We start from the raw sequence: 22,437 nt of genomic DNA on the forward strand, positions 1-22,437 counted from the left end.
GCATGCTTAGACCACAAGACAGCCGGACCCGCGACCGCAAGCGCCTGGACGGCCTCTGGGGATTCGCCCTCGACCGCGACGGGCTCGCCGACGGGCGCGAGATGGCCGTGCCGGCCAGCTACAACGACATCGGCGCCGACCCCGAGCGGCGCGACCACATCGGCGAGGCCTGGTACCAGAAGCAGGTCGTCGTGCCGTCCGGCTGGCTCGGCCGCCGCGTGCACCTGCATTTCGAGTCGGCCACCCACCGGGCACGCGTCTGGGTCGGCGACACCGAGGTCGTGGCACACGAGGGCGGCTACACCCCGTTCGCCGCCGACGTCACCGACCTCGCCGTGCCGGGCAGCACGATCACGATCACGGTGGCGGTCGACAACACGCTGACGTTCGAGACCATCCCGCCCGGCGTCGTCGAGCAGACCCCGGCCGGGCCGCGGCAACGCACCTGGCACGACTTCTTCAACTACGCCGGCCTGCACCGTTCGGTCTCGCTGCACTGCACACCGGTGGCCCACCTGACCGACCTGACGGTCACGACCGACGACACCGGTCTGGTGCACTACCGCACCACCGCGACCGATGCCGGCGACCTGACCACCCGGGTGACGCTCCGCGACGCCGCCGGCGTCACCGTGGCCGCCGCGACCACCGCCGAGGGCACCCTGAGCGTCCCGGACGCCCGGCTCTGGCAGCCCGGCGAGGGCTACCTCTACCAGCTGACCGCCGAGCTGGTCGACGGCGACGGGCGGCTGGTCGACGAATACCGGCAGAGCGTCGGCATCCGCACGGTCGAGGTCCGCGGCAACCGGTTCCTGATCAACGGCGCGCCCTTCCACTTCACCGGGTTCGGCAAGCACGAGGACACCGCCGTGCAGGGCAAAGGCCACAACGACGCCTACCTGCTGCACGACTTCGAGCTGCTCGACTGGATCGGCGCCAACTCGTTCCGCACCTCCCACTACCCGTACGCCGAGGACGTGCTCGACTACGCCGACCGGCACGGCATCGTCGTCATCGACGAGGTCGCCGCGGTCGGGCTCAACCTGGGCCTCGGCGCGGGAGTGTTCGGCGCGCCCGGATACACGACCTACGGGCCGGACACCATCAACGAGCGCACCCGCCGCACCCACGAGCAGGCCATCCGCGAGCTCATCGAGCGCGACCGGAACCACCCGAGCGTGGTGATGTGGTCGCTGGCCAACGAACCCGAGTCGGACAACGCGGCGGCCGAGGCGTACTTCGAACCGCTCTTCGCCCTTGCTCGTGACCTTGATCCGACCCGGCCGCTCGGCTTCGCCAACGTCGCGCAGGCCACCCCGGACCGCTGCCGGGTCAGCCGATTCGCCGACGTGCTGATGCTCAACCGCTACTTCGGCTGGTACGTCCTGCCCGGCGACCTGGCCGGCGCGGAACTCGCCTGGGAGCAGGAGCTGCACGAGTGGGCGACACACCACAAGCCGATCATCATCACCGAGTACGGGGCCGACACCTACCCCGGACTGCACTCGCTGGCGGCCGAGCCGTGGAGCGAGGAGTACCAGAACGCGTACCTCGAGATGAACCACCGGGTCTTCGACCGGATCGACGCGGTCGTCGGCGAACACGTCTGGAACTTCGCCGACTTCGCCACCACCCCCGGCATCCAGCGCGTCGGCGGCAACCGCAAGGGCGTGTTCACCCGCGACCGGCAACCCAAGAGCGCGGCGCACCTGCTGCGGCGCCGCTGGCGGAAGGAGAACTGAGATGCGCCGCTCCCTCATCACCGCGACGGCGGCGGCTCTGCTGCTTGTCACACCCGCTTTCGCGTACGCCGCGCCGGAGCCGTACAACCAGGTCACCAACGGCACGTTCGACGCCGTCACCGCGCCCTGGGTCGCCTACGGCGGCGCCTCCGGGAAGCTGTCAGCGGTCGGCGGTCAGGGATGCGTGGACACCGGGACCGGCACGATCAACCCGTGGGACTCCATGCTCGCCCTGCCCTACCTGCGCATCCAGAACGGAGTGAGCTACACCCTGACGTTCTCGGCGCGCACGACCGTGCCGATCCCGGTGACGATCGTCTTCCAGCAGAACTCGGGCGCCTACTCGACCGTGTTCGCCTCGACCAAGACCGTCCCGGCCTCGATGACCACGTACACGCTGACCGGAACCGGCAAGGGCGAGTTCGCCGACGGGCAGCTCGGGTTCCAGTTCGGCGGGCAGGCCCGGACGACGTTCTGCCTCGACGATGTCAGCCTGGTCGGCGGCGAGCCGTTCCCGCCGTACGTGCCGGACACCGGGCCGCGGGTACGGGTCAACCAGGTCGGTTACCTGCCGGACGGGCCGAAGGCCGCCACCGTCGTCACCGCGGCCACCGTGCCGGTGCCGTGGCGGCTCACCGACGCGGCGGGGCGCGTGGTGCGTACCGGAAAGACGACGCCGCGCGGCGTCGACGCGTCGTCGGGTCAGAACGTGCAGACCCTGGATTTCTCCGGCTTCACGAAAGCCGGTAGCGGTTACACGGTGACCGCCGACGGCGCCACCAGCTACCCGTTCCCGATCGGCAGGGACATCTACGCGTCGCTGCGCCGCGACAGCAAAACGCTCTTCTACACCCAGCGCAGCGGCACCCCGATCCTCGACGCGGTCGCCCCCGGCTACGCCCGCGCCGCCGGACACGTCGGTGTGGCTCCCAACCGGGGTGACACGGCGGTGCCCTGCCTCGCCCCGGCCGCGTTTGCCGACAACTGGACCTGCCCGGCCGGCTACGCCCGCGACGTGACCGGTGGTTGGTACGACGCCGCCGACCACGGCAAATACGTGGTCAACGGCGGCATCGCGGTCGCCCAGCTGCTGTCCGAGTTCGAGAACGGCAACCGCGACCCCCGGCTGCTCGACGAGATCCGCTGGGAGCTCGACTTCCTGCTCACGATGCAGGTGCCGGACGGCCAGCCGATGGCCGGCATGGCCTATCACAAGATCACCGACACCAGCTGGACCGGCCTGCCACTCGCCCCGGCCGCCGACGCCAAACCCCGCGCGCTGCACCGTCCGTCCACCGCGGCGACCCTCAACCTCGCCGCCGCGGCAGCACAGGGCGCCCGGGTCTTCAAGAAGACCGATCCGGAGTACGCGGCCCGGCTCCTCGCCGCTGCCACAACCGCCTACACGGCGGCGCGGGCGAACCCGGCCGTCTACGCGCCCGCCGCCGACACGGCCGGCGGTGGCGCCTACGCCGACTCCGACGTGACCGACGAGTTCTACTGGGCCGCCGCCGAACTGTTCATCACCACCCGCAACGCTGCCTACCGGCCGGCGCCGACGGCGGGCGCGTTCGACCCGGACGGCTTCTACTGGGGATCGGTCGCCGCGCTCGGCCGCCTCGACCTGGCCACGCAGAACCACGACCCGTTCGCCGCGCTCTCGGTGATCGCGGCCGCCGAGAAGCTGATCGCGCTGCAGCGCAAGCAGCCCTACGGCCAGCCCTACGCGCCGGCGACCAACAGATGGGCCTGGGGCTCGAACGGCAACATCCTCAACAACGTCGTCGTGCTGGCCACCGCCGCCCGGCTCACCGGCCTCGACCGCTACCGCGACGCCGCCCTCACCGGCGTGGACGTCATCTTCGGCCGCAACGCCCTCAACATCTCCTACGTCACCGGCTACGGCACCGTCTACAGCCAGAACCAGCAGAGCCGGATGTACGCCCATCAGCTCGACGCGACCCTGCCGCACCCGCCGGCCGGAACCATCGCGGGCGGCCCCAACTCGGGCCTGAACGATCCGCTGTCGGCGCTGCGGCTGGCCGGCTGCGCACCCCAGTTCTGCTACATGGACGACATCAACTCCTACGCCACCAACGAGCTGACCATCAACTGGAACTCGGCGCTCTCCTGGGTCTCGTCGTTCCTCACCCACTGACCGCGATGCCCGGGAACACACCCGGCGCTGGGTGCCGCCCACTCTGACCGACCTCCGGCACCACGACGTCCGCCAGCCGTACCGGACCCGGTCAGGAGCGGCAGTCCGGCCGCCAGGAACGTCGCCAGGCGTGGCATCAGGCGGTGATCTTCATGTGGCTCACGAGCCCGTCCTCGACCCGGAAGACGAAATGGCTCGGTCCGTTGAAACCGCCGTCAAATATTTCATTCAGATGCTGCGTATCGGGCTTCAATCAACTCACGGAGCTCGCTGAACGCCTCGACCCTACGGAAATTATCCGGCCACCCGAACGCCCGGTAGAGCTGCTGAGTGTATTGAATGTCCAAGTCGCTCTCCCAGTCGGGATCGCTCTGCATCATGATTTCCTCCTTGCTCACCTCTTCGTCCGGTTCTCCCGGACGCATCCCCACCGCTTCGAGCTCGACCATGTCCATGTGCGGTATAGGGATGATCTCAAGATTCCGGTACTTTCTCTTCAACTCTTCGAAATATTCTTTGATGTCCTGAATGATCGGTTCATTTCCACCTCGGATCTCTACTTCGATGACCTTGCCGTGCAATACGTCGAGAAAAAGGGTTCGGCCCCCGCTCTCGCGGCCCTCAGAAAAAATGAAGACGTGGTCGGGAACGGATTCATCGCCTCCGTCGGACACGTACTCCCAGAGGTATTCACTCTCCGTGAGAATTTCGCTGTCGAACGTGGTGTAGTCGAGCAGGCAGGATTTGTAGTGGATTTGTCCCAGGCTGTCCTCGTGGCTATCGAAGCTGCGGAGGTACGGGAGGTTTCTCAGAACCTCAATGACAAGTTCGGACTTGAAGCCGGCACAGTTCTCGGGTGTGTAACTGGGCCACCCTCCCGGTGGCGGCATCTCGAGACCGGCGGAGTCGCGGTGCAGAGTCGTCAGAAAGGTCAGGAATTCCAGGACGACGGCGCCTATCTCGGAGGCCGAGTAAACCGGAGACTTTCCTGCGTCAGGCATTTCTTATCCTTTGTGATGGCAAATTATCGCGTGAGCGATGTGGATCTTAACAGGCGCGGATTACCACAAACATTGTCAATGCCGACAGCCCAGGGCAGCAGAAGGAGGCCTCGCGGTAGAACGTCCATGCCGGCGCTCACAAGAACCGCCGCCGGAGCCCCGAGGCGTCCCCGGCGCAAGCCACGGCCGGGCACCGGCTCCAGCGTCGGGTTTCCGGCTTGCCGGGCCGCCGACGGCGAGTCACCGCGTAGCCTGCCGGTGGTAGGCGCCGGTCGGTCTTCCCCGCCGGCGCGTCATAGGCACGACAGCCCCCGACCGCGCGACGGCCCGGCCCGCGCAGTCCACTCCGCACGATCGGAGGACCGGCATGCCCCGCAACCGGCTCGACGACGAGGACGTCGACCTCGTGGTGGACCTCGCCCGCGCCACCATCGTCCAGGTGGCACCCGCCGAAATGCCGGTTTTCGAGGCCACCGCGACCGCCTACCGGGCCGACCCGCGGGCCCGCCGCACGCCACGCGCCGGTGACATGCTCGGGTTCGGCGCCGATCAGGTGGCCGCGATGGCACCCGTCGTGCTGCCGATCGCGGCCGCCGCGCTGGACGGGGTGCTCGCCGAGCTCGGTTCCTCGATGGCGGAACGGTCCAAGGCGAAAGCCCGGGACGTGGTGCGCCGCCTGCTGCGGCGGGACGGCACCCCGGAGATCCCGCCGCTGAGCCGGGAACAGTTGAGCCGGGTCCGGCGCACGGCGTACGAAAAGGCGGTCAGTCTGCAGCTGCCCGCGGAGACCGGCGCGCTGCTGGCTGATGCCGTGGCGGGTGCGCTGGCCCTGGGTGACGGCGGCTGAGCCGTGGCCGCCCAACCGGTGCGCGCCGTCGGGGTCTGGGACACGCGGCTGCGATTCACCCTGCTGGTGCTCTGTGCCGTGGCGGCCGCCCTGTTCTCCTTCCGCTGGTCGATGTACCTGGTCGTGGACGACTTCCAGGAGTTCACCACGACCACCGGCTGCTGGGAGCGAGCGGCCGCGGAAACCGGCTTCGCCGAGGAGCTGGACAGCCAGCTCGCCCGCAATCGGGTGTACGACCAGTGCGCGGCGCACGTCTACGCCACCCGCGGCGCGATCGGGCTCGCCGGGGTCGCGGCGGTGCTCGCCGTCGCCGCGGCCGCCGCGCTGCTCTGGCCCCGGTGGCGGATCCGGCGCCGCCGCCTGACGCCGCTGGACCCGGCCGCCTTCGCGCCGGTCACCGCCCGGGTTGCCGAGCTCGCCGACGAGGCCGGCCTGCGGTGTGCTCCCCGGCTGCTGTGGAATCCGCTGGACCCGAGGGCGAGTGCTCTGGCTGTCCGGTCGTTCGGCCGGTCCTCGATCGCTATGGGCGCGGGACTGCTGTCGCTGTTCTATACCGACCGCTGCTCGTTCGACGCCGTGGTCCGGCACGAGTGCGGGCATCTGGCCAACCGGGATGTCGGGGTCACCGCCATCACGGTGACGATCGTGCCGGCCGTGGCCGTCGTGGCCGGTACCCCGTTCCTGGTCGCGGCTGCCGGCACACTGCGTTTCCTGTGGTGGCCGCTCACCTGGCGGCTGGTGGTGCTCGGCCTGCTCGTGTACCTGGTGCGCAACTCGGTGCTGCGGGTCCGGGAGCACTACGCGGACCTGGCGGCCGCCCGGACCGCCGAGCAGTCGGCGGGTCTGCGCGACGTGCTGGCCCGGCTGCGGCCGCCGCGCGGCGGACGGCTGGGCGCGGCCCTCTCCTACCATCCGTCCCCGGCCCGGCGCCTGGCGGTGATGGCCGATCCGCGGCTGGTCTCGCGGCCGTCGCCGGGGGTGCTGTTCGTGTTCGCGGCTCTGGTCTCGGCTGCCCTGGCACCGGTGCAGAGTCTGGCGAGCGGCCTCGCCCCGGCCTGGGTGCCGGCGAGTGCCGCGACCGCCGTCGTGCTGCTCGTCCCGATGCTCGGCGCTCTGATCGGCGTCGAGGTGTGGCGGGAGACCGCGGAGTGGCACCGGCCGGGCGGCGGGCGGCGACGGGTTTCGGCGGCCCTGCTCGGCGCGGCGGCGGGAGCCGGCGTGGTGCTGGGCGGCACGCTCGCCGTCACCCTCGACCCCGACCACGACGTCCGCACCGCCGGTCTGCTCCCGGACAACCTGCTCGGTGTCGTCGCCGCGGCGAGCACCGTCCTGGCGAGCGCGCTGGCCGCCGCATGGTTGCGGACGGCCGCCGAAGCCGTCGGCGTGGGCCGCGCCCGACGCTGGCAGGCCGTCGGCGGGGTGCTCGGCGCGGTGGTGTTCACCTGGGCGCTGTACGCCACCGTGGACCTGGGCTGGGAGGCCGAGGGGGTGCACACACCGCTCGGTGAGCTGACTCTCGCCGAGATCGGCGGTGAGCGCGCCTGGCTCGGCACCTCCTTCTCCGAGGTTTCCCACTGGCGGCTCACCATGGTGCTGGTCATCGCGCTCTGGGCGGCGCCGCTCGCCGTTCTGGTGATCCGGCAACGCCGTGCGGGCGCGGCGGCCGCGGGTGAGGTGTCCGGATCGAGCAGCGCGGTCGCCGGGAGCTGGCGCCGTGCCGCGACCTGGGGTGCGGTGGCCGGCCTCGCGGCGAGTGCGGGCCTGGCTGTCCTGCAGGCCGCCCAGGCCGGGCAGTGGGAGACCGCCGACCCGACCCGGGTCGTGGTCATGAACGCCGCCGTCACCCAGCTCAGCACGGCAGCGGTGGCCGCGACGGCCGGCGTGCTGGTCACCCTGCGCCACCGGGGCGACGGCGGGGTGGCCGGGCTGCTGGGATTGTGCGTGGCATGGGTGTGCGGGGTCGTCGTGCTCGCCGTGGCGATCCCGAAGGGCTGGGCGTACCACGCGGTCGTGGACGTAGAGGCCATCGAGAGCCGGCTCGGCAGGTTCGCCACCACCGCGGTGCTCGCCGCCGCCCCCGCGGTCGCGCTGGCCACGCTGATCCGGCCGCGACTGCCGCGAGCGCTACAACTGCCGGACACCGCGCCGGCCGCGAGACCAGCCGCGTTTCGGCCATCACCGCGAGGCGCCGGGACCCTGGCCGCCGTCCTGGCTCTGATCGTCGTCGCGGCCACCGCCGCCGGCCTCAGCCGCGACGGTGACGTCACCACGACCCGCCGCGTGCTGGCCGAGGCGGAGCAGATCCGGTCCACCGACGCCGCCCTCGCCGCCCAGCTGGATCTGACCGGTTACCGGATGCGGCCCACTCCGCTGGGTTACGGCCGGCTGCTCTCGGCGGAGAACGCCGCCCTGTCCACCGCGTTGCCGAAACTGCCCGGCGCGGTCACCTCGGTGGCCTACAGCGCGGACGGCAGGACGATCGCGGCGGCCGGAGCCTTTGCGACGGTGTCACTGTGGAACGTCGCCGATCCGCACCACCCGGTCCGGTGGGGAGGGCTGCCGACCGGGCACCGCGGCACGATCACCACGATCGCCCTCGGCCGGGAGGGTGATCTCCTGGTCACCGGCGGCACGGACCGCACCGTGGAGATCCTGCACTTCGGCGAGTCCGGGGTCTACGACTCGCAAAGCCTCAAGCTGGACGGCCCGGTCACTGCGGTGGCGGTCGCACCCGACGACGGGTTCCTCGTGGCGGGCACCCAGGCGGGCACCGTGTGGCTGGTCGACCTGCGCGAGTTCGGCCGTCCGGCGCTGCTCGGCGTGCCGCTCACCGGACCGGCCGGCTCGGTGATTACGCTGGCACTCAACCCCTCCGGACGGCTGCTGGCCACCGGCGGCATCGACGGCCGGGCACGGCTGTGGGACCTCACCGACCCGGCCGAGCCAGTCGCCGCTGCGAAACCGTGGACCGCTCACCGGGCGGCGATCGAAAGCCTCGCGTTCCGCCCGGGCGGCCGGATGCTGGCGACCGGGTCCGGCGACTACACCGTCCGGCTGTGGGACCTGACCCGCCCGGCCCGTCCCACTGCGACCGGCGAGCCGCTGCGCGGGCCGGGCGGGCGCGTGGGCGCGCTGGCGTTCCGCCCGGACGGGCAGGTGCTGGCCAGCGGTGCTGACGACACCACGGTACGACTGTGGAACGTCACCACCACCCGTCCCCGGCCGCTCGGCGCACCGCTCGCCGGACACGCCGACCGGGTCTCGGCGCTCGCTTTCGGCCCGGACGGCCGCCACCTGCTGAGTGGCGGCTACGACCAAGCCGCCCGGCTCTGGGAGCTGCCCGCAACACTGCTCGTCGGACACCGAGACGTCGTCAACACGGTCGCCCTGAGCCCTGCCGGCGGGCTGCTGGCCAGCGCCGGCGAGGACCGGACGATCCGGCTCTGGAACGTCACCGACCCGGCCCGCCCGGCACCGGTGGGCACCCCGCTGACCGGACACCGCGGGCCGATCGCCGACGTCCGGTTCAGCCCGGACGGCCGGCTGCTCGCCTCCGCCGGCTTGGACCGGACGGTGCGCCTCTGGAGCACCTCCGGCGCCGCGCTCGCCACGGTGCCCCGCACGTCCGGCGTCTACGGCGTGGGGTTCGCGCCGGACGGCCGCACCCTCGCCGTCGCCGAGGAGTCCGGCACGGTGAGTCTGTGGAACGTGCGCGACCCGCGCCGCCCGGTCAGTGCCGGGCCACCACTGCGCCCGGATGCCGGAACCGCCACCTACGTCGCGTTCCACCCGGACGGGCGGGTCCTGGTCAGCTCGCACGGGGACACCACGGTCCGGCTCTGGGACGTCGGCGACCCGGCACACCCGGTGGCACTGGGCAAACCGCTCACCGGACACACCAACTGGGTGAGCTCGGCAACCTTCCGCCCGGACGGGCGGACCCTGGTCTCAGGCGGCTACGACAACACCGTCCGGCTCTGGGACATCACCGATCCGGCGCACGCCACCGCGCTCGGCCCGCCGCTGACCGGGCACCGCGGGGTGGTCATGCTCGTCGCGTTCAGCCCGGACGGGCGGATGGTGGCCAGCGCCGGCGCCGATCACACCGTCCGGCTCTGGACCATCGGCCCGCACGGCGCCACCGCGGCCAGTGCGGACCTCACCGCACACCAGGATCAGGTGACCAGCATCGCGTTCGGCGCCGACGGGCGGCTGCTCGCGGCCGCCGGGGCGGACGGCGTGGTCAGCGTGTGGGATCTGCGGGCCGAGACAGCCGCCGGGCGGATCTGCGCCACCACCGGTGACGTGCTCACCTACGACGCCTGGGTGCGGCACGTCGACCAGCACGCCGGCTACCAGCCGCCCTGCGGCACCTGACGTCCGCTTTCCGGTGACCCCGCCGCTCCCCGATCGCGGGGCATCACGCGTTGTCGACCCCTCTGGCCTGCGGAAATTCGCCGGCCGGGCGACGGCGCGTGATCGTCGGAGTGACCGGCCACACAGGTCGTACAAATTTGAAATAACCTGGGTGGGGGTGTGGTTGAGCGGGATAACGGCCCACAAAGAGCCGGGAAAACCCCAGGGAGCGGTTCTCATGGCAAGCAAGACGATCGCGGTTGTCGGCGCTACTGGTGCTCAGGGCAGTGGTGTGGTGCGGGCCATCCTGGCCGGCGGCGGCGAGTTCACGGTGCGGGCGTTGACCCGGGACGTGACCTCGGCCAAGGCGCGTGAGCTGGCCGCGTTAGGCGCTGAAGTGGTAACCGGTGACTATTCCGATCCGGCGGGTCTGGCCGAGGCGTTCGAAGGCGCGCACGGGGCATTCCTGGTCACCGACTTCTGGACCCACATGGACCCGGAAAAGGAGCAGGCGTACGTCCGGAATCTGATCGACGCGGTCCAGAAGGCCGGCGTGAAGCACGTCGTCTGGTCGACGCTGGAGGACACCCGGGAGCTGATCCCGGTCGACGACCCGCGGATGCCGACCCTGCTGGGTAAGTACAAGGTGCCGCACTTCGACGCCAAGGCCGAAGCGGACGCGTTCTTCACCGAGTCCGGCGTGCCGACGACGTTCCTGCGGACCACGTTCTACTACGAGAACCTGGCCGACGCCCTCGCCCCGGCCCGCGACGCACAAGGCCGGCTGGTCCTGAACATCCCGATGGGCGACGCACCCCTGGCCGGGATCGCATCCGGTGACATCGGCCGGGTCGCAGTGTCGATCTTCCGCGGTGGCAATGAGTTCATCGGCCGCACGGTCAGCATCGCCGGTGACGTCCTGACCGGTGACCAGATCGCTGCAGCGTTGGGTGACGCGCTGGGGGAGCCGGTCGAGTACCGGCCGGTCACCCACGATCAGTTCCGGGCGTTCGGGTTCCCGGGTGCGGATGAGTACGGCAACATGCTGCAGTACTACACCGAGTTCGCCGACGAGTTCACCTCGCCGCGTGACCCGGCCCGGGTGCGGGAGCTGACCCCGGAGGTCCAGTCGCTACGCGAGTGGCTGGCCACCGCCGGCTACCGCCTCCCGACCGCCGCCTGACAGCAGACACACCAGCGAGGACGTGACCGACAACGGTCACGTCCTCGCTCGTCACAACTCGCTGGTGGTCGCCGGGCGTCGCAGGGCCAGAGTGGCGTGCAGCTGGGCGAGTTGCGTGGTGGCGGTGAGCATCGCGAGGTCGGCGCCGGGCACGTACGGCTCCTCGGAGTGGTCGTCCTCGTTGATGTTGGTGTGGTAGTCGACCAGGCAGATCTGGTAGAGGTTCTCCGCCTCGGCGGCGAGTTCGGCGGCACGCGCGGCGTGTTCGTCAGCGGTCATGCCGATCATGCTGTCATCCCGCCCGGACCGCCCCTGCCACCGGCGGCGGGTGGATCCGGGTGGGTGATCCAGCCACGGGGGGAGCTGGACCACCCACCCGGCGCTTGTCGGCACACCCGAGCCGTGGGCGCTGGTCTCCCCGCCGGAACTACCGGGGAAGAACCGCGTGCTGACATCTTGCCCGATTGCCCGTGAGGATGCAAGGCCGTATGCACGTGCATTCCGGACTGCCGTTGGGTCGAACAGCTGCGCGATCCGGGACAACGAGGCGAAAATAGCTGGTGGCGGTGGTTCCCGTAGGAATGTGGGTGCTGAACCGGATTCTCACCGGGTGGCTACTCGCGATTCGCGGGTATCCGGATGGTGCGTGCCGAAGAGGTGATCGAACCGCGGGTCTCCCGGCGGCCATCCGGCTCGGCACCACCGAACACAGGAGCGTCGAGCGGCATGGGCAACCGATCCGATCCGATCCCGGCCTCGTGGAAGCTGTCGCAGTGGCGGCGGGCTCCGGTCGCCGTCGCGCTGATCGCTGTGGTCCTCGCCGGACTGGTCACCGCCGGTGCCAGCGAACGACGCGGCCCGGAGATCATCGGTCTGATCATCTTCCTGCTCGACCTGGTCGGTGCCGCCTACAGCTGGCGTGCGGCCCGGACCAGCCCCAGCGGCCCCGCTCCATGGCGTCTGATCGGCGCCGGCCGGGTGGCCTCCGCCGTCAGCGGCATCTTCCTCGCGTGTGGCGGGTTCAGCAGCACCACCGCCTGGTGGAACGCCGCCGAGCTCGCCCGGATGCTGATGTTCCTGTTGATCAGCGCCGGCGTGTTCACCTCGATCCTGCGCCAGTTCACCGGCCGCTCCCGGACCGCTCTGCTCGCCGAGCTCAGCACGGTCCTGGCCGCAGGGTTCATGGCGATCTGGTACTTCGTGATCGAGCCGGTCCTGGCCCATCAGTCCCTGGCGACCGTGAGGATCGCGACGATCGGCTGGCCGCTGGGCGACGTGTTGCTGCTGGTCGCGGTCGCCTCGATCGTGCTGGGTGGCGCGGTCACCCGGTTCGCCACCCCCATCACCGTGTTCGCCGTGAGCCTGGCGCTCTACCTGGCCGCCGACCTGGCCTGGATGGTCAACAGCACCGACGGGAAACCGTTCACCCACGACCTGCGCGTCCTGGCCGGGTTCACGATCGCCAGCCTGTTCATGACCGTCGCCCCGGTGCTCACCGTCGCGCGGTCCGGGCTTCCCTACACCGTCCGCACCAGCCGCCCCCCGCTCTGGGCGACGTATCTGCCGATGGCCGCCATGCTGGCCGGCTGCCTGATCATGGCAGTGGTGACCGTCCTGGAGGGGCAGCTGCTGCCCTGGGGCGGCCTGGTCTGCGGGCTGACCGCGATGACCGGCGCCGCCGCCTGGCGCCAGCTGATCTTCGTAGGGCACAGTCGCGACCAGCTCACCACCGACGCCCTGACCGGCCTGGCCAACCGGTCCGGCCTCGACGAAGCCCTGGACCGCGCCGCGGGCCGCGGCGAGCCGGCCGCGCTGCTGCTGATCGACCTGGACGGCTTCAAACTCGTCAACGACGCGTACGGCCACGCCTCCGGCGATGTGTTCCTGGCACATGTCGGCCGCCAGCTGCGCGCCGCGGTCCGCGACGTCGACGTGTGCGCCCGCATCGGCGGCGACGAGTTCGCAGTGCTGCTCGCCGGTACCGGCCATGTCAACGACGCCATCGCGGCGGCGCAACGGATCCTCGCCACCGCTGCCGCGCACCCGGCCGGCATCGACAACGACCTCGTACCGGTGCGGGCCAGTATCGGCATCGCCACCGCCCGGCCCGGATATGACAGCAAGACCCTGCTGCGGCAGGCCGACACCGCGATGTACCACATCAAACGGGCCGGCAGTCACCGCTACGCCCGCTACGAAACCTCGATGATCGACCAGCGCGCCGACGATGCCGTGCTCGCCGAGGACCTGCAACACGCCCTGCCGCGCGGCGAGCTGCACGTGGTCTACCAGCCGCAGGTCGACCTGGTCACCGGCCGCCCGATCGCGGCCGAGGCGCTGCTGCGCTGGCAGCATCCCACCCGCGGCGCGATCTCACCGGTGCGCTTCATCCCGGTGGCCGAACGCTCCGGAGCGATCAACGACATCGGCCTCTGGGTCCTGGAGCAGTCCCTTGTCCAGCTCGCGGCACTTCCGGACCCGCCGGCGGGCGGCGAGCCGATGCACATCAGCGTGAACCTCTCACCGCGACAACTGCGCGAACCGACGATCGTGCACGACATCCTGGCCGTGCTCGACCGGGTCGGCGGCGACCCCCGCCACCTCGTCCTCGAGGTCACCGAGTCGGCGCTGGTCGACGAGACCGGCGGGATCGCCGCGCTGCGTGCGCTGCGTGAACACGGGATCCGGATCGCGATCGACGATTTCGGCACCGGCTACTCGTCGCTGCAGTATCTGACCCGGCTGCCCGTCGACATCCTCAAGATCGACCGCAGCTTCGTCGCCGAGCTCGACAACACCCCCGAAGGGTCCGCCGTCGCCGGTGCCGTCATCCGGCTGTCCCAGGTCCTGCACCTGAGCACGGTCGCCGAGGGCATCGAAACCGAACAGCAGGCCGCGGAACTGCGGGAGCTCGGCTGCGACATCGCACAGGGGTACCTGTTCGCCAAGCCGCTGAGCCCGGCCGACTTCGCCGACTTCCTCACCGCCGCAGCACTGCCGGAGGCCAGCGGCTTCTGACGCTCACTGGTGCGACCGCGAGCGACGAGTCGGCCGATCGCCACGTCCGATTGCCGCCAGCGCTCCCGGCCGCTCCTGACCATCATCATCGGCATGCATGTGCGCGTCGACTTGAAGGTCCTGTACTTCGGAACTCCGGTGGTGCTCATCGGTTCCCGCAACCCCGACGGCACCGCCAACCTCGCCCCGATGTCGTCGGCGTGGTGGCTGGGCCAGAGCTGCATGCTGGGACTGGGCAACAGTGCGCAGACCACCGCCAACCTGCTGCGCGAGCGCCGGTGCGTGCTCAACCTGGCGCCGTCGTCGCTGGCCGGCGCGGTGGACCGGCTCGCGTTGACCACGGCGGCACCCGTCGTGCCCGCGCACAAGGCGGCGATCGGGTACCGCCACGAGAGCGACAAGTTCGCCGCCGCAGGCCTGACCGAGCAGGCCGGCGAGCTCGTCGCGGCACCCCGGGTCGCGGAGTGCCCGATCCAGCTGGAGTGCGAGGTGGCGGCGGCGCATCCGTTCGGCGCGGGCGACACGCACGCCACGGCCTTCCAGGTCGACGTGGTCCGGGCGCACATCGCGGAGGACCTGCTGGTCCCGGGAACCCAGTACGTCGACCCGCTGCGCTGGGATCCCCTGATCATGAAGTTCTGCGAGTTCTTCGGCGGCGGCGACACCGTGCACCCGTCACGCCTGGCCACGGGCTGGCGCATGCCCCACCAACTCCGCCCCACCCCGGCCTGAGCCGGCCGCTCGCCGCGGCCATGGGAAAGGGTGAAGGCGGTGGCTATCCGGCCGGTGGGTGGGCGAGGTCGAGGACGCCGGCTACCTCGAGCACGCGCTGCACGACACCGGTGGCTCCGGTCAGGCGGTACCCCAGGCGCAGGACGGCGGCACCGGTCGGGTCGGGGAGCCAGGTGGTGGCGTAGTCGGTGTCGTGCACGAGTGCTTTCCTATCAAGCCCGAGGTGGCAGGGTGTCGTCGGCGGGGCGGGGAGTGGCGATTCTGCCACGACCGGCGCCGGGGCCGGGGAACTGAGCCCAGACGTGTTTGGTGGTGTCGCCGGCGTACCAGCCCATGTCGAGGGCGAAGGCGTGCACGAGGTGCAGGCCGAGCCCGCCGGCGCCGAGGGGACGGTTGACGGCGTACGCGGGCGCGGTGTGCGGGTCGTGATCGGCGATGTCGAGGATCAGGTGCCGGCCGGTGTGGATCAGGCGTACGTACACGGGTGGCCGGCCGTGCCGCAGGGCATTGGTCGCCAGTTCACAGGCCACCACGATCATGTCTTCCGCGGTCGCCGGCGTTTCCGCCGTGGCGTCGGCGATGTGCGCGAGCAGTGCGCCGCGCATCCAGGACAGGTCGTTCGGGGACTCGAGCACGCACAAGTCGGTAGCCGTGCCGTCCTCGGCGCGACGCAGGGAGATGACCGAACTCACCGCTGGTTCCTTCCGCTCAGATCGTCCCGCGGTGTCGGTGGCCGACCCCGCGGGAGGTACTCGCCACGGGCGATTTCGACGAGCGAACCGACGCAACTTGGCGCCCATCGTAGTGTGGGCCAGGTGCCGGCGCCATCGCCGGTGGGGTGCGGTCCGGTTGCCGCAGGGGTTCAGGCGGTGCCGGTGCAACGGGCTGCCGCGGGGCGGCCGGTGAGTCCGTCGGCCGGCGCGGTGGCCGCGATGATCAGGGCGACGTCGTCCTCGCGGATACGGGTGTCGGCGTACTCGACGAGCTGGTCGGCGAGGGCGGCGGGTGCGGTGTCGCGGTGCCCGCCGAGGAACTGGTGCAGCCGGGCGAACCCGTCGTCGATGACACCGTCGCGGGTTTCCACGAGTCCGTCGGTGTGCATCAGCAGGGTGGCCCCGGGCGGTAGCCGGTAGTGATGGGTGCTCCGGGGGCGGCGGTGCCGGGCGCCGAGCAGCGGGTCGGTGCCCGGCAGCGTGGCGACCTCGCCGCCGGTGGTCACCACGCTCGGGAACGGGTGTCCGGCGTTGGACCAGTGCAGCAGGTGGCTGCCGTCGTCCTGCCGGTCGAGGTAGGCCAGCAGCACGGTGGCGATGGTGTCCGCGCCCAGCGCATGGTTGGCGTGGTCGAGGCGTTCCAGCATCGCCGACGGGGTGTCGAGGCGGTCGATGAGGAACCCGCGCAGCATGCTGCGCAGCTCGCTCATCGCGGCGGCGGCGGTGAGGTTGTGCCCGGACACGTCGCCGATGACCAGGGCGAGCCGGTCACCCGGCAGGGTGATCGCGTCGTACCAGTCGCCGCCGATGAGATCGCCGTGGTGGGCGGGCAGGTATCGGGCGGCCAGCCGGATCTGACCGGTGTCGGGCAGCCGGGTCAGCAGGGCCTGCTGCAGGGTGCGGGCGGCGGTGTTCTGTTCCTCCAGGTGGATGACGCGTTGCAGGGCCTGACCCACGTAGCCGGCCACCGTGACCATCACGCTCTTCTGGGCCGCGTCGAGGTGCAGCGAGTGGTCCCAGGAGAAGGTGAGTGCACCGAGTGGTCCCCGGATGCCGGGCACCGGCGCGGCCGCGATCGCCTGCCAGCCCAGGGCGGCCACGTCGTCGGCGAGCTGCGGGAAGTCGGCGCGGATACTGGCCGGGTCGCCGGATGCGATCAGCTGCCCGGTTCTGAAGGCCAGCGCGGCCGGCACCGGTGCCGAGGTCGGGAAACTGACCCAGCGGGACGTGACGTCATCGGACAGCCGGTCGGCGCCGAAGACCTCCAGGCGCTGCTCGGCGTCGAGCAGCACCATCCCGACGTGCGACGGGGCGAACGCCGGCGACGTCAGCTGCGCGATCGCGGCGACGATCTGGGTCACCGTGCGGGCCCCGGCCAGCAGCACGCTCGCGGTCAGGAGCAGTTCGCTGCGCTGCGATGCCGCGTAGGCCTGCCCGCTCACCGCGGCGGCGCTGACCCGGGCGGCTTCGGCGTGCCGGCTCGTGATGCGTAGCCGCAGGCTGTCCGAGCAGGCCACCGCCATGTCCGACAGCAGCGACAGCTCGGCCTCGGTCCACTCCCGCGGTTCGTGGTCGATGGCGCACAACGCGCCCAGCACGGTGCCGTCGGTGTCCGTCAGCGGCATCCCCGCATATCCTGCGATGCCCATCTCGGCGACCGCCGGATTGGCCTCGCACCGCCCGTCGGCGCGGGCGTCCGTGATCACCAGGGGCCCCTGTGCCGCGGCGACCTGCTGACACAGGGCGTGACTCAACGGGGTCTGCCGCCGGGTCGCCCACGGCTCTGCCAGCCCGGCCGCGCCGGGGAAGAACTGACGATGGGTGTCGAGCAGCGACACCAACGCCACCGGCACGCCGAGCAGGTTGCGCACCAGTCCGGCGATCCGGTCGAACACCGGGTCCCCGCCCGCGCCCAGCCCGGTGTCCGCCACCGCGCGCACCCGGGCTTCGCGGAACGGGTCGTGCCGCTCGTCGTTCACGCGACTGCCTTGGCGGCTCGTGCCAGCACTCGGTACACCGTCCGTCTCGACACCTCCGCCATCCTCTCACGGGTGCGCGGGCGCAGCAGGTGGGCCTCGGTGTATGTCCTCGGACGAGGGCCCTGGCGCACACAGTGCCGGGGCCCTTCTTCGGGAATGTCAGTCGGTGGTCCAGGAGCCCAGGGCGGCGATCGCGGACTCGATGAGGCCCGGGTCGGCGGGGGAGTGCTCGATCGTGCTGCGGTAGTACAGCGGCCCGATGAGTGCGGCCGCCGCGTTGCGGCCGGGGATCGCCAGGGTGAGCTCGCCGCGGTGCTGGGCGTCGTCGAGGGCGGCCGTGACGCGCTCGCTCAGGACGCCGGCGAACTGGGCGCGCCGGGCTTCCATGTGCTCGTCCCACAGGGCCGTGTTGGCCAGGGTGGTGGCCACGGCGCGCACGTCGTCGAGGTCGAGCTGGTGTGCCATCGCGGTGAGCTCCCGGCGCAGCCAGTCCCTGGTGGGGACGGTGGGCTCGGCGAAGAACGGCATCGGGACCGTGGCCATCGCCTCCACCAGGAGCAGCTCCGGGCGCGGCCAGTGCCGGTAGACGGTGGCCCGCCCGACCCCGGCGCGCTCGGCGACCGGGGCATGCGTCACCGCTGCCGGGCCTTTCTCCAGCAGTAGCTCACGCGCGGCGTGCAGGATCGCCTCCCGGCTGCGCAGGAATCGTGGATCAGTCTCGGCGGGCACCCACCCATCCTATGAGACGAGTTGACTCATAGGCGAGCGCCACGCATCATCAACCTATGAGACAGTTTGTATCGCAGCGCGTGGTGGTGCTCGGCGCCACCGGCGCCACCGGCCGGCACGTGGTGTCCACCGCTCTCGATCGCGGGCACGAGGTGGTGGCGCTCGTCCGCCGCCCGGGAACCCTCGAACCGCGACCGAACCTGACCGAAACGACCTGGCCCGACGTCGACGACCATGCGGCCCTTGCCCTGGCGCTGCCGGGCGCCGACACGGTGATCAGCGCCCTGGGCGGCGCGGCCGGCGGGCCGACGACCGTCTGCACGGACGGCATCCGATCGGCGGTGACCGCGATGCGTGCCGCCGGAGTGCACCGGCTGATCGCCGTCAGCGCCCACGGCGTGCTGGAGACGCACGACAGGTCGCTGTACTCGCTGGCGGTGTGGGCGAACGTGGCCGACCGGCTCCGCGACAAGGAGACGATGGAACCGCTCATCACCGCGTCCGGCCTGCGCTGGACGATCGTGCGGCCGCCGAAGCTCTCGGACCACGCCGCGATCGGGACGTACACCGCCGGCGCCGGCCTGCCGATCCGGCTGTGGAGTTCCATCGGCCGCGCCGACCTGGCCACCTTCCTGCTGGACGAGGCCGAGTCCCCGCGGTACGAGCACGCCTACCCGCGGATCACCCGATGACCGCCGCGACTCCTGACCTGGGACAGCAGGTCGCCGTCGTCACGGGCGCGACCGGCGGCATGGGCCAGGTCATCGCCGCCGGACTCGCCCAGGCCGGCGCCCACGTGATCGTCATCGCCCGGGACCCGGCCCGGGCTGACGCGCTGCGTACCCTGATCGGGGCATCGGCCGCGAGCCGCCTCGAGGTCATCGCCGCGGATCTCTCCCGGCGCGCCGACGTCGTGGCCGCCGCGCAGCTGATCGTCACCCGCCACCAGCAGATCCACATCCTGGTCAACAACGCCGGCGCGCACTTCCCCGGCCATCGCGTCTCGGCCGACAACGTCGAGATGCACGTCGCTCTGGACTACCTGGCCGCCTACGGCCTGATGACCCGCCTCGACACCCCGCTGCGCCGCGGCCGCGCACGGATCGTGAACGTCGCCAGCGACACCCTCAACGACACCCGTCAGGTCAAGATCGCCGGCCGGGCCCGTCCGGTGGACCTCGACCTGACCGAAGCCGACAGTCTGGCGGACGTGAATCCCGCCACCGGGTTCGTGCCCTTCCAGGCCTACGCACGGGCGAAACTCATGACGGTCACCGCCGGCTACGCCCTCGCGCGCACGCTCGCAGCCGACGGCGTGACCGTGAACGCCCTGCACCCCGGGATCGTCGCCACCGACATCATCGGCGACCTGGTGCCGGCGCCGCTGCGCCCGTTCCGCACCCTGATCCGCCGGAGCCTGCTGACGCCCGCGCAGGGTGCCGCGACCGCGCTGCGCCTGGCCACCGACCCGAGCCTGGCCGGCGTCACCGGCCGCTACTTCAACCGCGACCTCGAGACGACCACCCCTGCGGTCTCCCACGACCTCGGCACCCAGCGCCGACTGCGCGAACTCAGCGAACACCACTTCGCCGGGCCCCGCCGCTGACGCCGGCGGCCGGCCGGGGGTGCGCGATGTCGATGAACATGATGATCGTCGATAGATTGGCGGGGCGCGCATCAACCGTTCGTGGCGGTCGAAGGGGAGGGAACCAGGAGTGCAGGAACCGTTGTCGCCGTGGTGGAGCAAGGTGCAGGACGCCGCGCAGCTGCTGGCCTCCCAGCTCAACGCGTCGGTCGGGCATGCTGCCCGGGTCGGTGAGTACACCTCGCCGCCGGGGTCACCGCCGCCGCGGCGTCGTCGCCGGCCCGCCTCGCTGCGGCACCTGGCGGAGGTGATCCGCAGTCACCGGCTGGCGCCCGGGATGTCGATCGACAAGGACGACGTGGCGGGGGTGCTCGCCGGCGACCTGCGCCGGATCACCGAACCGGCGCTGGTGGTCGCGGTCGCCCGGGCCAGCCACGTGATCGCCGGCGTGCCGTTCGACGAGCTTGCCGCGGACCGGCTCGTGGTGGCCAGCGCGCACGTGGCGGCGCTGATCGACGCCGCGCGGCAGGCCGACGAGAAGGCGCCGCGCGCCGTGCCCGCGCCACGCTCGGCCGGTGCCGGCCAGCCGGCCAGGGAACCTGTGGTGATCGACGCGTATTTCACCACGCGCCGGCCCGGCCGGCCCCGGGCGCTGGTGGCCGGTGCTGTCAGCGCCATCGTGCTCACCGTCGTACTCATGCTGGTTCTTCGGCATGAACAGCCGCACGAGCGGTCGTCCGCGGTGCCGCCTGCCGCGACCACGGTGGTGGGGGTGACGCCGTTGGAGCATGGGCATGCGGAGGACGACTACCTCAACGCGCGGCCGTTGCAGGACGCGCTCGAGCGCGGTTTCACCAGTGTCGAGGCCGACGTGTTCCTCCGCGACGGCACGCTGGTGCTCTGCCATCACGTCGACGGGGACGACTGCGAGGACAAGCGGGACAACCGGGTCACCGCGGAGTCGCTCGAGTCGGTGTATCTGCAAGGGCTCAGCGCGCGGGTGAACGCGACCGGTGGGCGGGTGTATCCGGGATACGACCAGCCGGTCGCTCTGTTCGTCGAGATCAAGTGTGTGGAGGTCGTGGGCGGCGGCTGCACGCTCCCCGCCGACCCGGCCGCGGCCGCGGCGGATCCGAACAATCCGCTCGTGGTCGCCGAGAAGATCATGAGTGTGCTCGCTCCGTACCGCGGCATGCTGTTCCACACCGGGCAGTGGGGGCCGGTGCAGCTGGTCATCAGCGGCAGCCACAACGATGAGCAGGTCCCGGCGAGCGCCGGCGGCCACGACTCGGTGCGGGGGCTGCTCGGGCGGCAGACCGACCGGTACGCGTTCCTGGACGGGAGTTTCGCCGCCGACGGCGACCAGTACAACGCCGACCTGGTGCCGGTGATCAGCTTTGCGGATCCGGACACCCGCGACGACTGCACCTACGACGACAGCCGGTCGATCCAGACGGTGCACTGGGACGACATCATCGGGGCGCAGACCACCGGGCACCACGTGCGGGTGTGGGACGAGCGGGACTGTCCCGACCGCAGCCGCTCGTGGACCGACGCCATCTACGGCAGTGTCGACTACCTCAGCAGCAGCCACCCGAGTCTGCTGCAGGACTGGCTCACCCACCACGTGGTCGGTGGCGGCGGCGGCCACTGTGCGGTGCCCGCCTGGATCGCCACGGTGCGGCTCCGCGGGCAGAACTGCACCCTGCGGGCCGGGACCGTGCCGGTGATGAGCCGGCCCGACCGCGCCTCGTCGCGGGTCGGGACCGTCGCCGGCGGGGGCAGCCACTGGTTCCTGGGCCAGCAGCCGGGGGAGTCGAACACGGTCGGCGCCGCGACCAACTTCTGGTGGGCGTACACGCGGGCGGACAACGGGCAGTGGGGGTGGGTGTCGCTGGTGTACTTCGCCGACGGCGGCCTCGACCAGTCCGCCGACGGCCTGCAGTACGGCTGCTACGACGTGCGCGCCGGCGAGCCCGACCACTGCCATCCGCTCGGACCCGGCTGAGGGTGCCGGAGCTCGGTGGGCCGTATCTGCACGCCTTCGCCCCGGGACCGTCACCGATCGCACACAACCGCGGCCTGGGGTCGCCTCCATGATCCATTTGACCGGCACCCGGCCGGCAGCGCCATGAGAATCGGGGACCAGTCGCACGCCGGGGACGGCAGCCCGGTGACCCCCGCCGTCGCCGAGATCCGGCGCCGGGCCCTGCTCGTCTCGGCCTGCTGGTGGCTCGGCGCGGGGCCTCGTGGTCGTTCTGCCGGCGATGCTGTCCGGGATGGCGGTGGGCGCGGCGGTCATCGGTACGTACGGCAGGCGTCCTGGCGACCTGGAGGAGATGCGGGAGAAGGGGCCGGACAGACATGTCCAGCCCCTTCTCGTGGCACCGTCGG

At 71.4% G+C, this 22,437-nt stretch carries 16 protein-coding genes; 10 read left to right on the forward strand and 6 right to left on the reverse strand.

The genetic code is table 11. The features are described from left to right. Window positions 1–2 precede the first annotated feature (2 nt). Window positions 3–1,742 carry a beta-glucuronidase gene (uidA, locus tag Apa02nite_RS33770; RefSeq protein WP_203828669.1) on the forward strand — a complete coding sequence of 580 codons (1,740 nt, stop codon included), beginning with the start codon at window positions 3–5 and terminating at the stop codon, window positions 1,740–1,742. 1 nt (window position 1,743) lies between these two features. Then, a complete protein-coding gene (locus Apa02nite_RS33775) occupies window positions 1,744–3,900 on the forward strand; it encodes a glycoside hydrolase family 9 protein (protein WP_203828670.1) in 2,157 nt (718 codons plus the stop codon). A 224-nt stretch (window positions 3,901–4,124) separates the two neighbouring features. Here the strand turns inward: Apa02nite_RS33775 and Apa02nite_RS33780 are convergent, their stop codons facing one another. After that, window positions 4,125–4,901, reverse strand: a complete 777-nt coding sequence (locus Apa02nite_RS33780; RefSeq protein ID WP_203828671.1) for a hypothetical protein — start codon at window positions 4,899–4,901, stop codon at window positions 4,125–4,127. A 367-nt stretch (window positions 4,902–5,268) separates the two neighbouring features. Between Apa02nite_RS33780 and Apa02nite_RS33785 the strand changes: the two genes are divergently transcribed. The 3 genes from Apa02nite_RS33785 (at window position 5,269) to Apa02nite_RS33795 (ending at window position 11,287) form a co-directional block, all read left to right on the forward strand. Continuing rightward, window positions 5,269–5,748, forward strand: a complete 480-nt coding sequence (locus Apa02nite_RS33785) for a hypothetical protein (RefSeq protein ID WP_203828672.1) — start codon at window positions 5,269–5,271, stop codon at window positions 5,746–5,748. 3 nt (window positions 5,749–5,751) lie between these two features. Continuing rightward, a complete protein-coding gene (locus Apa02nite_RS33790) occupies window positions 5,752–10,125 on the forward strand; it encodes a M48 family metalloprotease (RefSeq protein ID WP_203828673.1) in 4,374 nt (1,457 codons plus the stop codon). Between the two features lie 217 nt (window positions 10,126–10,342). Further along, window positions 10,343–11,287 carry an NmrA/HSCARG family protein gene (locus Apa02nite_RS33795; RefSeq protein ID WP_203828674.1) on the forward strand — a complete coding sequence of 315 codons (945 nt, stop codon included), beginning with the start codon at window positions 10,343–10,345 and terminating at the stop codon, window positions 11,285–11,287. A 51-nt stretch (window positions 11,288–11,338) separates the two neighbouring features. Here the strand turns inward: Apa02nite_RS33795 and Apa02nite_RS33800 are convergent, their stop codons facing one another. Next, complete coding sequence (locus tag Apa02nite_RS33800; protein ID WP_239164747.1) at window positions 11,339–11,566, reverse strand: hypothetical protein; 228 nt, start codon at window positions 11,564–11,566, stop codon at window positions 11,339–11,341. A gap of 447 nt (window positions 11,567–12,013) precedes the next feature. Between Apa02nite_RS33800 and Apa02nite_RS33805 the strand changes: the two genes are divergently transcribed. Continuing rightward, window positions 12,014–14,305, forward strand: coding sequence for a putative bifunctional diguanylate cyclase/phosphodiesterase (locus Apa02nite_RS33805; RefSeq protein WP_203828676.1), 2,292 nt, complete (start codon window positions 12,014–12,016; stop codon window positions 14,303–14,305). A gap of 93 nt (window positions 14,306–14,398) precedes the next feature. Then, the gene (locus Apa02nite_RS33810; RefSeq protein ID WP_203828677.1) at window positions 14,399–15,037 is read left to right on the forward strand and encodes a flavin reductase family protein; all 639 of its coding nucleotides are present in this window, start codon (window positions 14,399–14,401) and stop codon (window positions 15,035–15,037) included. A 43-nt stretch (window positions 15,038–15,080) separates the two neighbouring features. On the opposite strand, the gene Apa02nite_RS33815 is transcribed toward Apa02nite_RS33810, so the two are convergent. From Apa02nite_RS33815 to Apa02nite_RS33830, 4 genes are all read right to left on the reverse strand, one after another. Then, window positions 15,081–15,236, reverse strand: coding sequence for a hypothetical protein (locus Apa02nite_RS33815; RefSeq protein ID WP_203828678.1), 156 nt, complete (start codon window positions 15,234–15,236; stop codon window positions 15,081–15,083). A 13-nt stretch (window positions 15,237–15,249) separates the two neighbouring features. Beyond that, the gene (locus Apa02nite_RS33820) at window positions 15,250–15,729 is read right to left on the reverse strand and encodes an ATP-binding protein (RefSeq protein WP_203828679.1); all 480 of its coding nucleotides are present in this window, start codon (window positions 15,727–15,729) and stop codon (window positions 15,250–15,252) included. A 170-nt stretch (window positions 15,730–15,899) separates the two neighbouring features. Beyond that, a complete protein-coding gene (locus Apa02nite_RS52015) occupies window positions 15,900–17,729 on the reverse strand; it encodes a GAF domain-containing SpoIIE family protein phosphatase (protein WP_203828680.1) in 1,830 nt (609 codons plus the stop codon). Between the two features lie 159 nt (window positions 17,730–17,888). After that, the gene (locus Apa02nite_RS33830; protein ID WP_203828681.1) at window positions 17,889–18,458 is read right to left on the reverse strand and encodes a TetR/AcrR family transcriptional regulator; all 570 of its coding nucleotides are present in this window, start codon (window positions 18,456–18,458) and stop codon (window positions 17,889–17,891) included. A 56-nt stretch (window positions 18,459–18,514) separates the two neighbouring features. Between Apa02nite_RS33830 and Apa02nite_RS33835 the strand changes: the two genes are divergently transcribed. The 3 genes from Apa02nite_RS33835 (at window position 18,515) to Apa02nite_RS33845 (ending at window position 22,051) form a co-directional block, all read left to right on the forward strand. Then, on the forward strand, window positions 18,515–19,150 hold the full coding sequence (locus tag Apa02nite_RS33835) for an NAD(P)-dependent oxidoreductase (RefSeq protein ID WP_203828682.1): 636 nt from the start codon (window positions 18,515–18,517) through the stop codon (window positions 19,148–19,150). After that, window positions 19,147–20,064 carry an SDR family NAD(P)-dependent oxidoreductase gene (locus tag Apa02nite_RS33840; RefSeq protein WP_203828683.1) on the forward strand — a complete coding sequence of 306 codons (918 nt, stop codon included), beginning with the start codon at window positions 19,147–19,149 and terminating at the stop codon, window positions 20,062–20,064. The genes Apa02nite_RS33835 and Apa02nite_RS33840 overlap by 4 nt, the downstream gene beginning before the upstream one ends. Before the next feature lie 109 nt (window positions 20,065–20,173). Then, window positions 20,174–22,051 (forward strand): PI-PLC domain-containing protein, encoded by a 1,878-nt coding sequence (locus tag Apa02nite_RS33845; protein WP_203828684.1) that lies wholly within the window; start codon window positions 20,174–20,176, stop codon window positions 22,049–22,051. Window positions 22,052–22,437 lie beyond the last annotated feature (386 nt).

The sequence above is a fragment of the Actinoplanes palleronii genome (genome assembly GCF_016862315.1).
Classification (GTDB): domain Bacteria; phylum Actinomycetota; class Actinomycetes; order Mycobacteriales; family Micromonosporaceae; genus Actinoplanes; species Actinoplanes palleronii.

Coding starts and splice junctions, on each gene's coding strand:
- uidA (WP_203828669.1), top strand. CDS start 3: ATGCTTAGACCACAAGACAGCCGGACCCGCGACCGCAAGCGCCTGGAC.
- Apa02nite_RS33775 (WP_203828670.1), top strand. CDS start 1,744: ATGCGCCGCTCCCTCATCACCGCGACGGCGGCGGCTCTGCTGCTTGTC.
- Apa02nite_RS33780 (WP_203828671.1), bottom strand. CDS start 4,901: ATGCCTGACGCAGGAAAGTCTCCGGTTTACTCGGCCTCCGAGATAGGC.
- Apa02nite_RS33785 (WP_203828672.1), top strand. CDS start 5,269: ATGCCCCGCAACCGGCTCGACGACGAGGACGTCGACCTCGTGGTGGAC.
- Apa02nite_RS33795 (WP_203828674.1), top strand. CDS start 10,343: ATGGCAAGCAAGACGATCGCGGTTGTCGGCGCTACTGGTGCTCAGGGC.
- Apa02nite_RS33800 (WP_239164747.1), bottom strand. CDS start 11,566: ATGACCGCTGACGAACACGCCGCGCGTGCCGCCGAACTCGCCGCCGAG.
- Apa02nite_RS33805 (WP_203828676.1), top strand. CDS start 12,014: ATGGGCAACCGATCCGATCCGATCCCGGCCTCGTGGAAGCTGTCGCAG.
- Apa02nite_RS33810 (WP_203828677.1), top strand. CDS start 14,399: ATGCATGTGCGCGTCGACTTGAAGGTCCTGTACTTCGGAACTCCGGTG.
- Apa02nite_RS33835 (WP_203828682.1), top strand. CDS start 18,515: ATGAGACAGTTTGTATCGCAGCGCGTGGTGGTGCTCGGCGCCACCGGC.
- Apa02nite_RS33840 (WP_203828683.1), top strand. CDS start 19,147: ATGACCGCCGCGACTCCTGACCTGGGACAGCAGGTCGCCGTCGTCACG.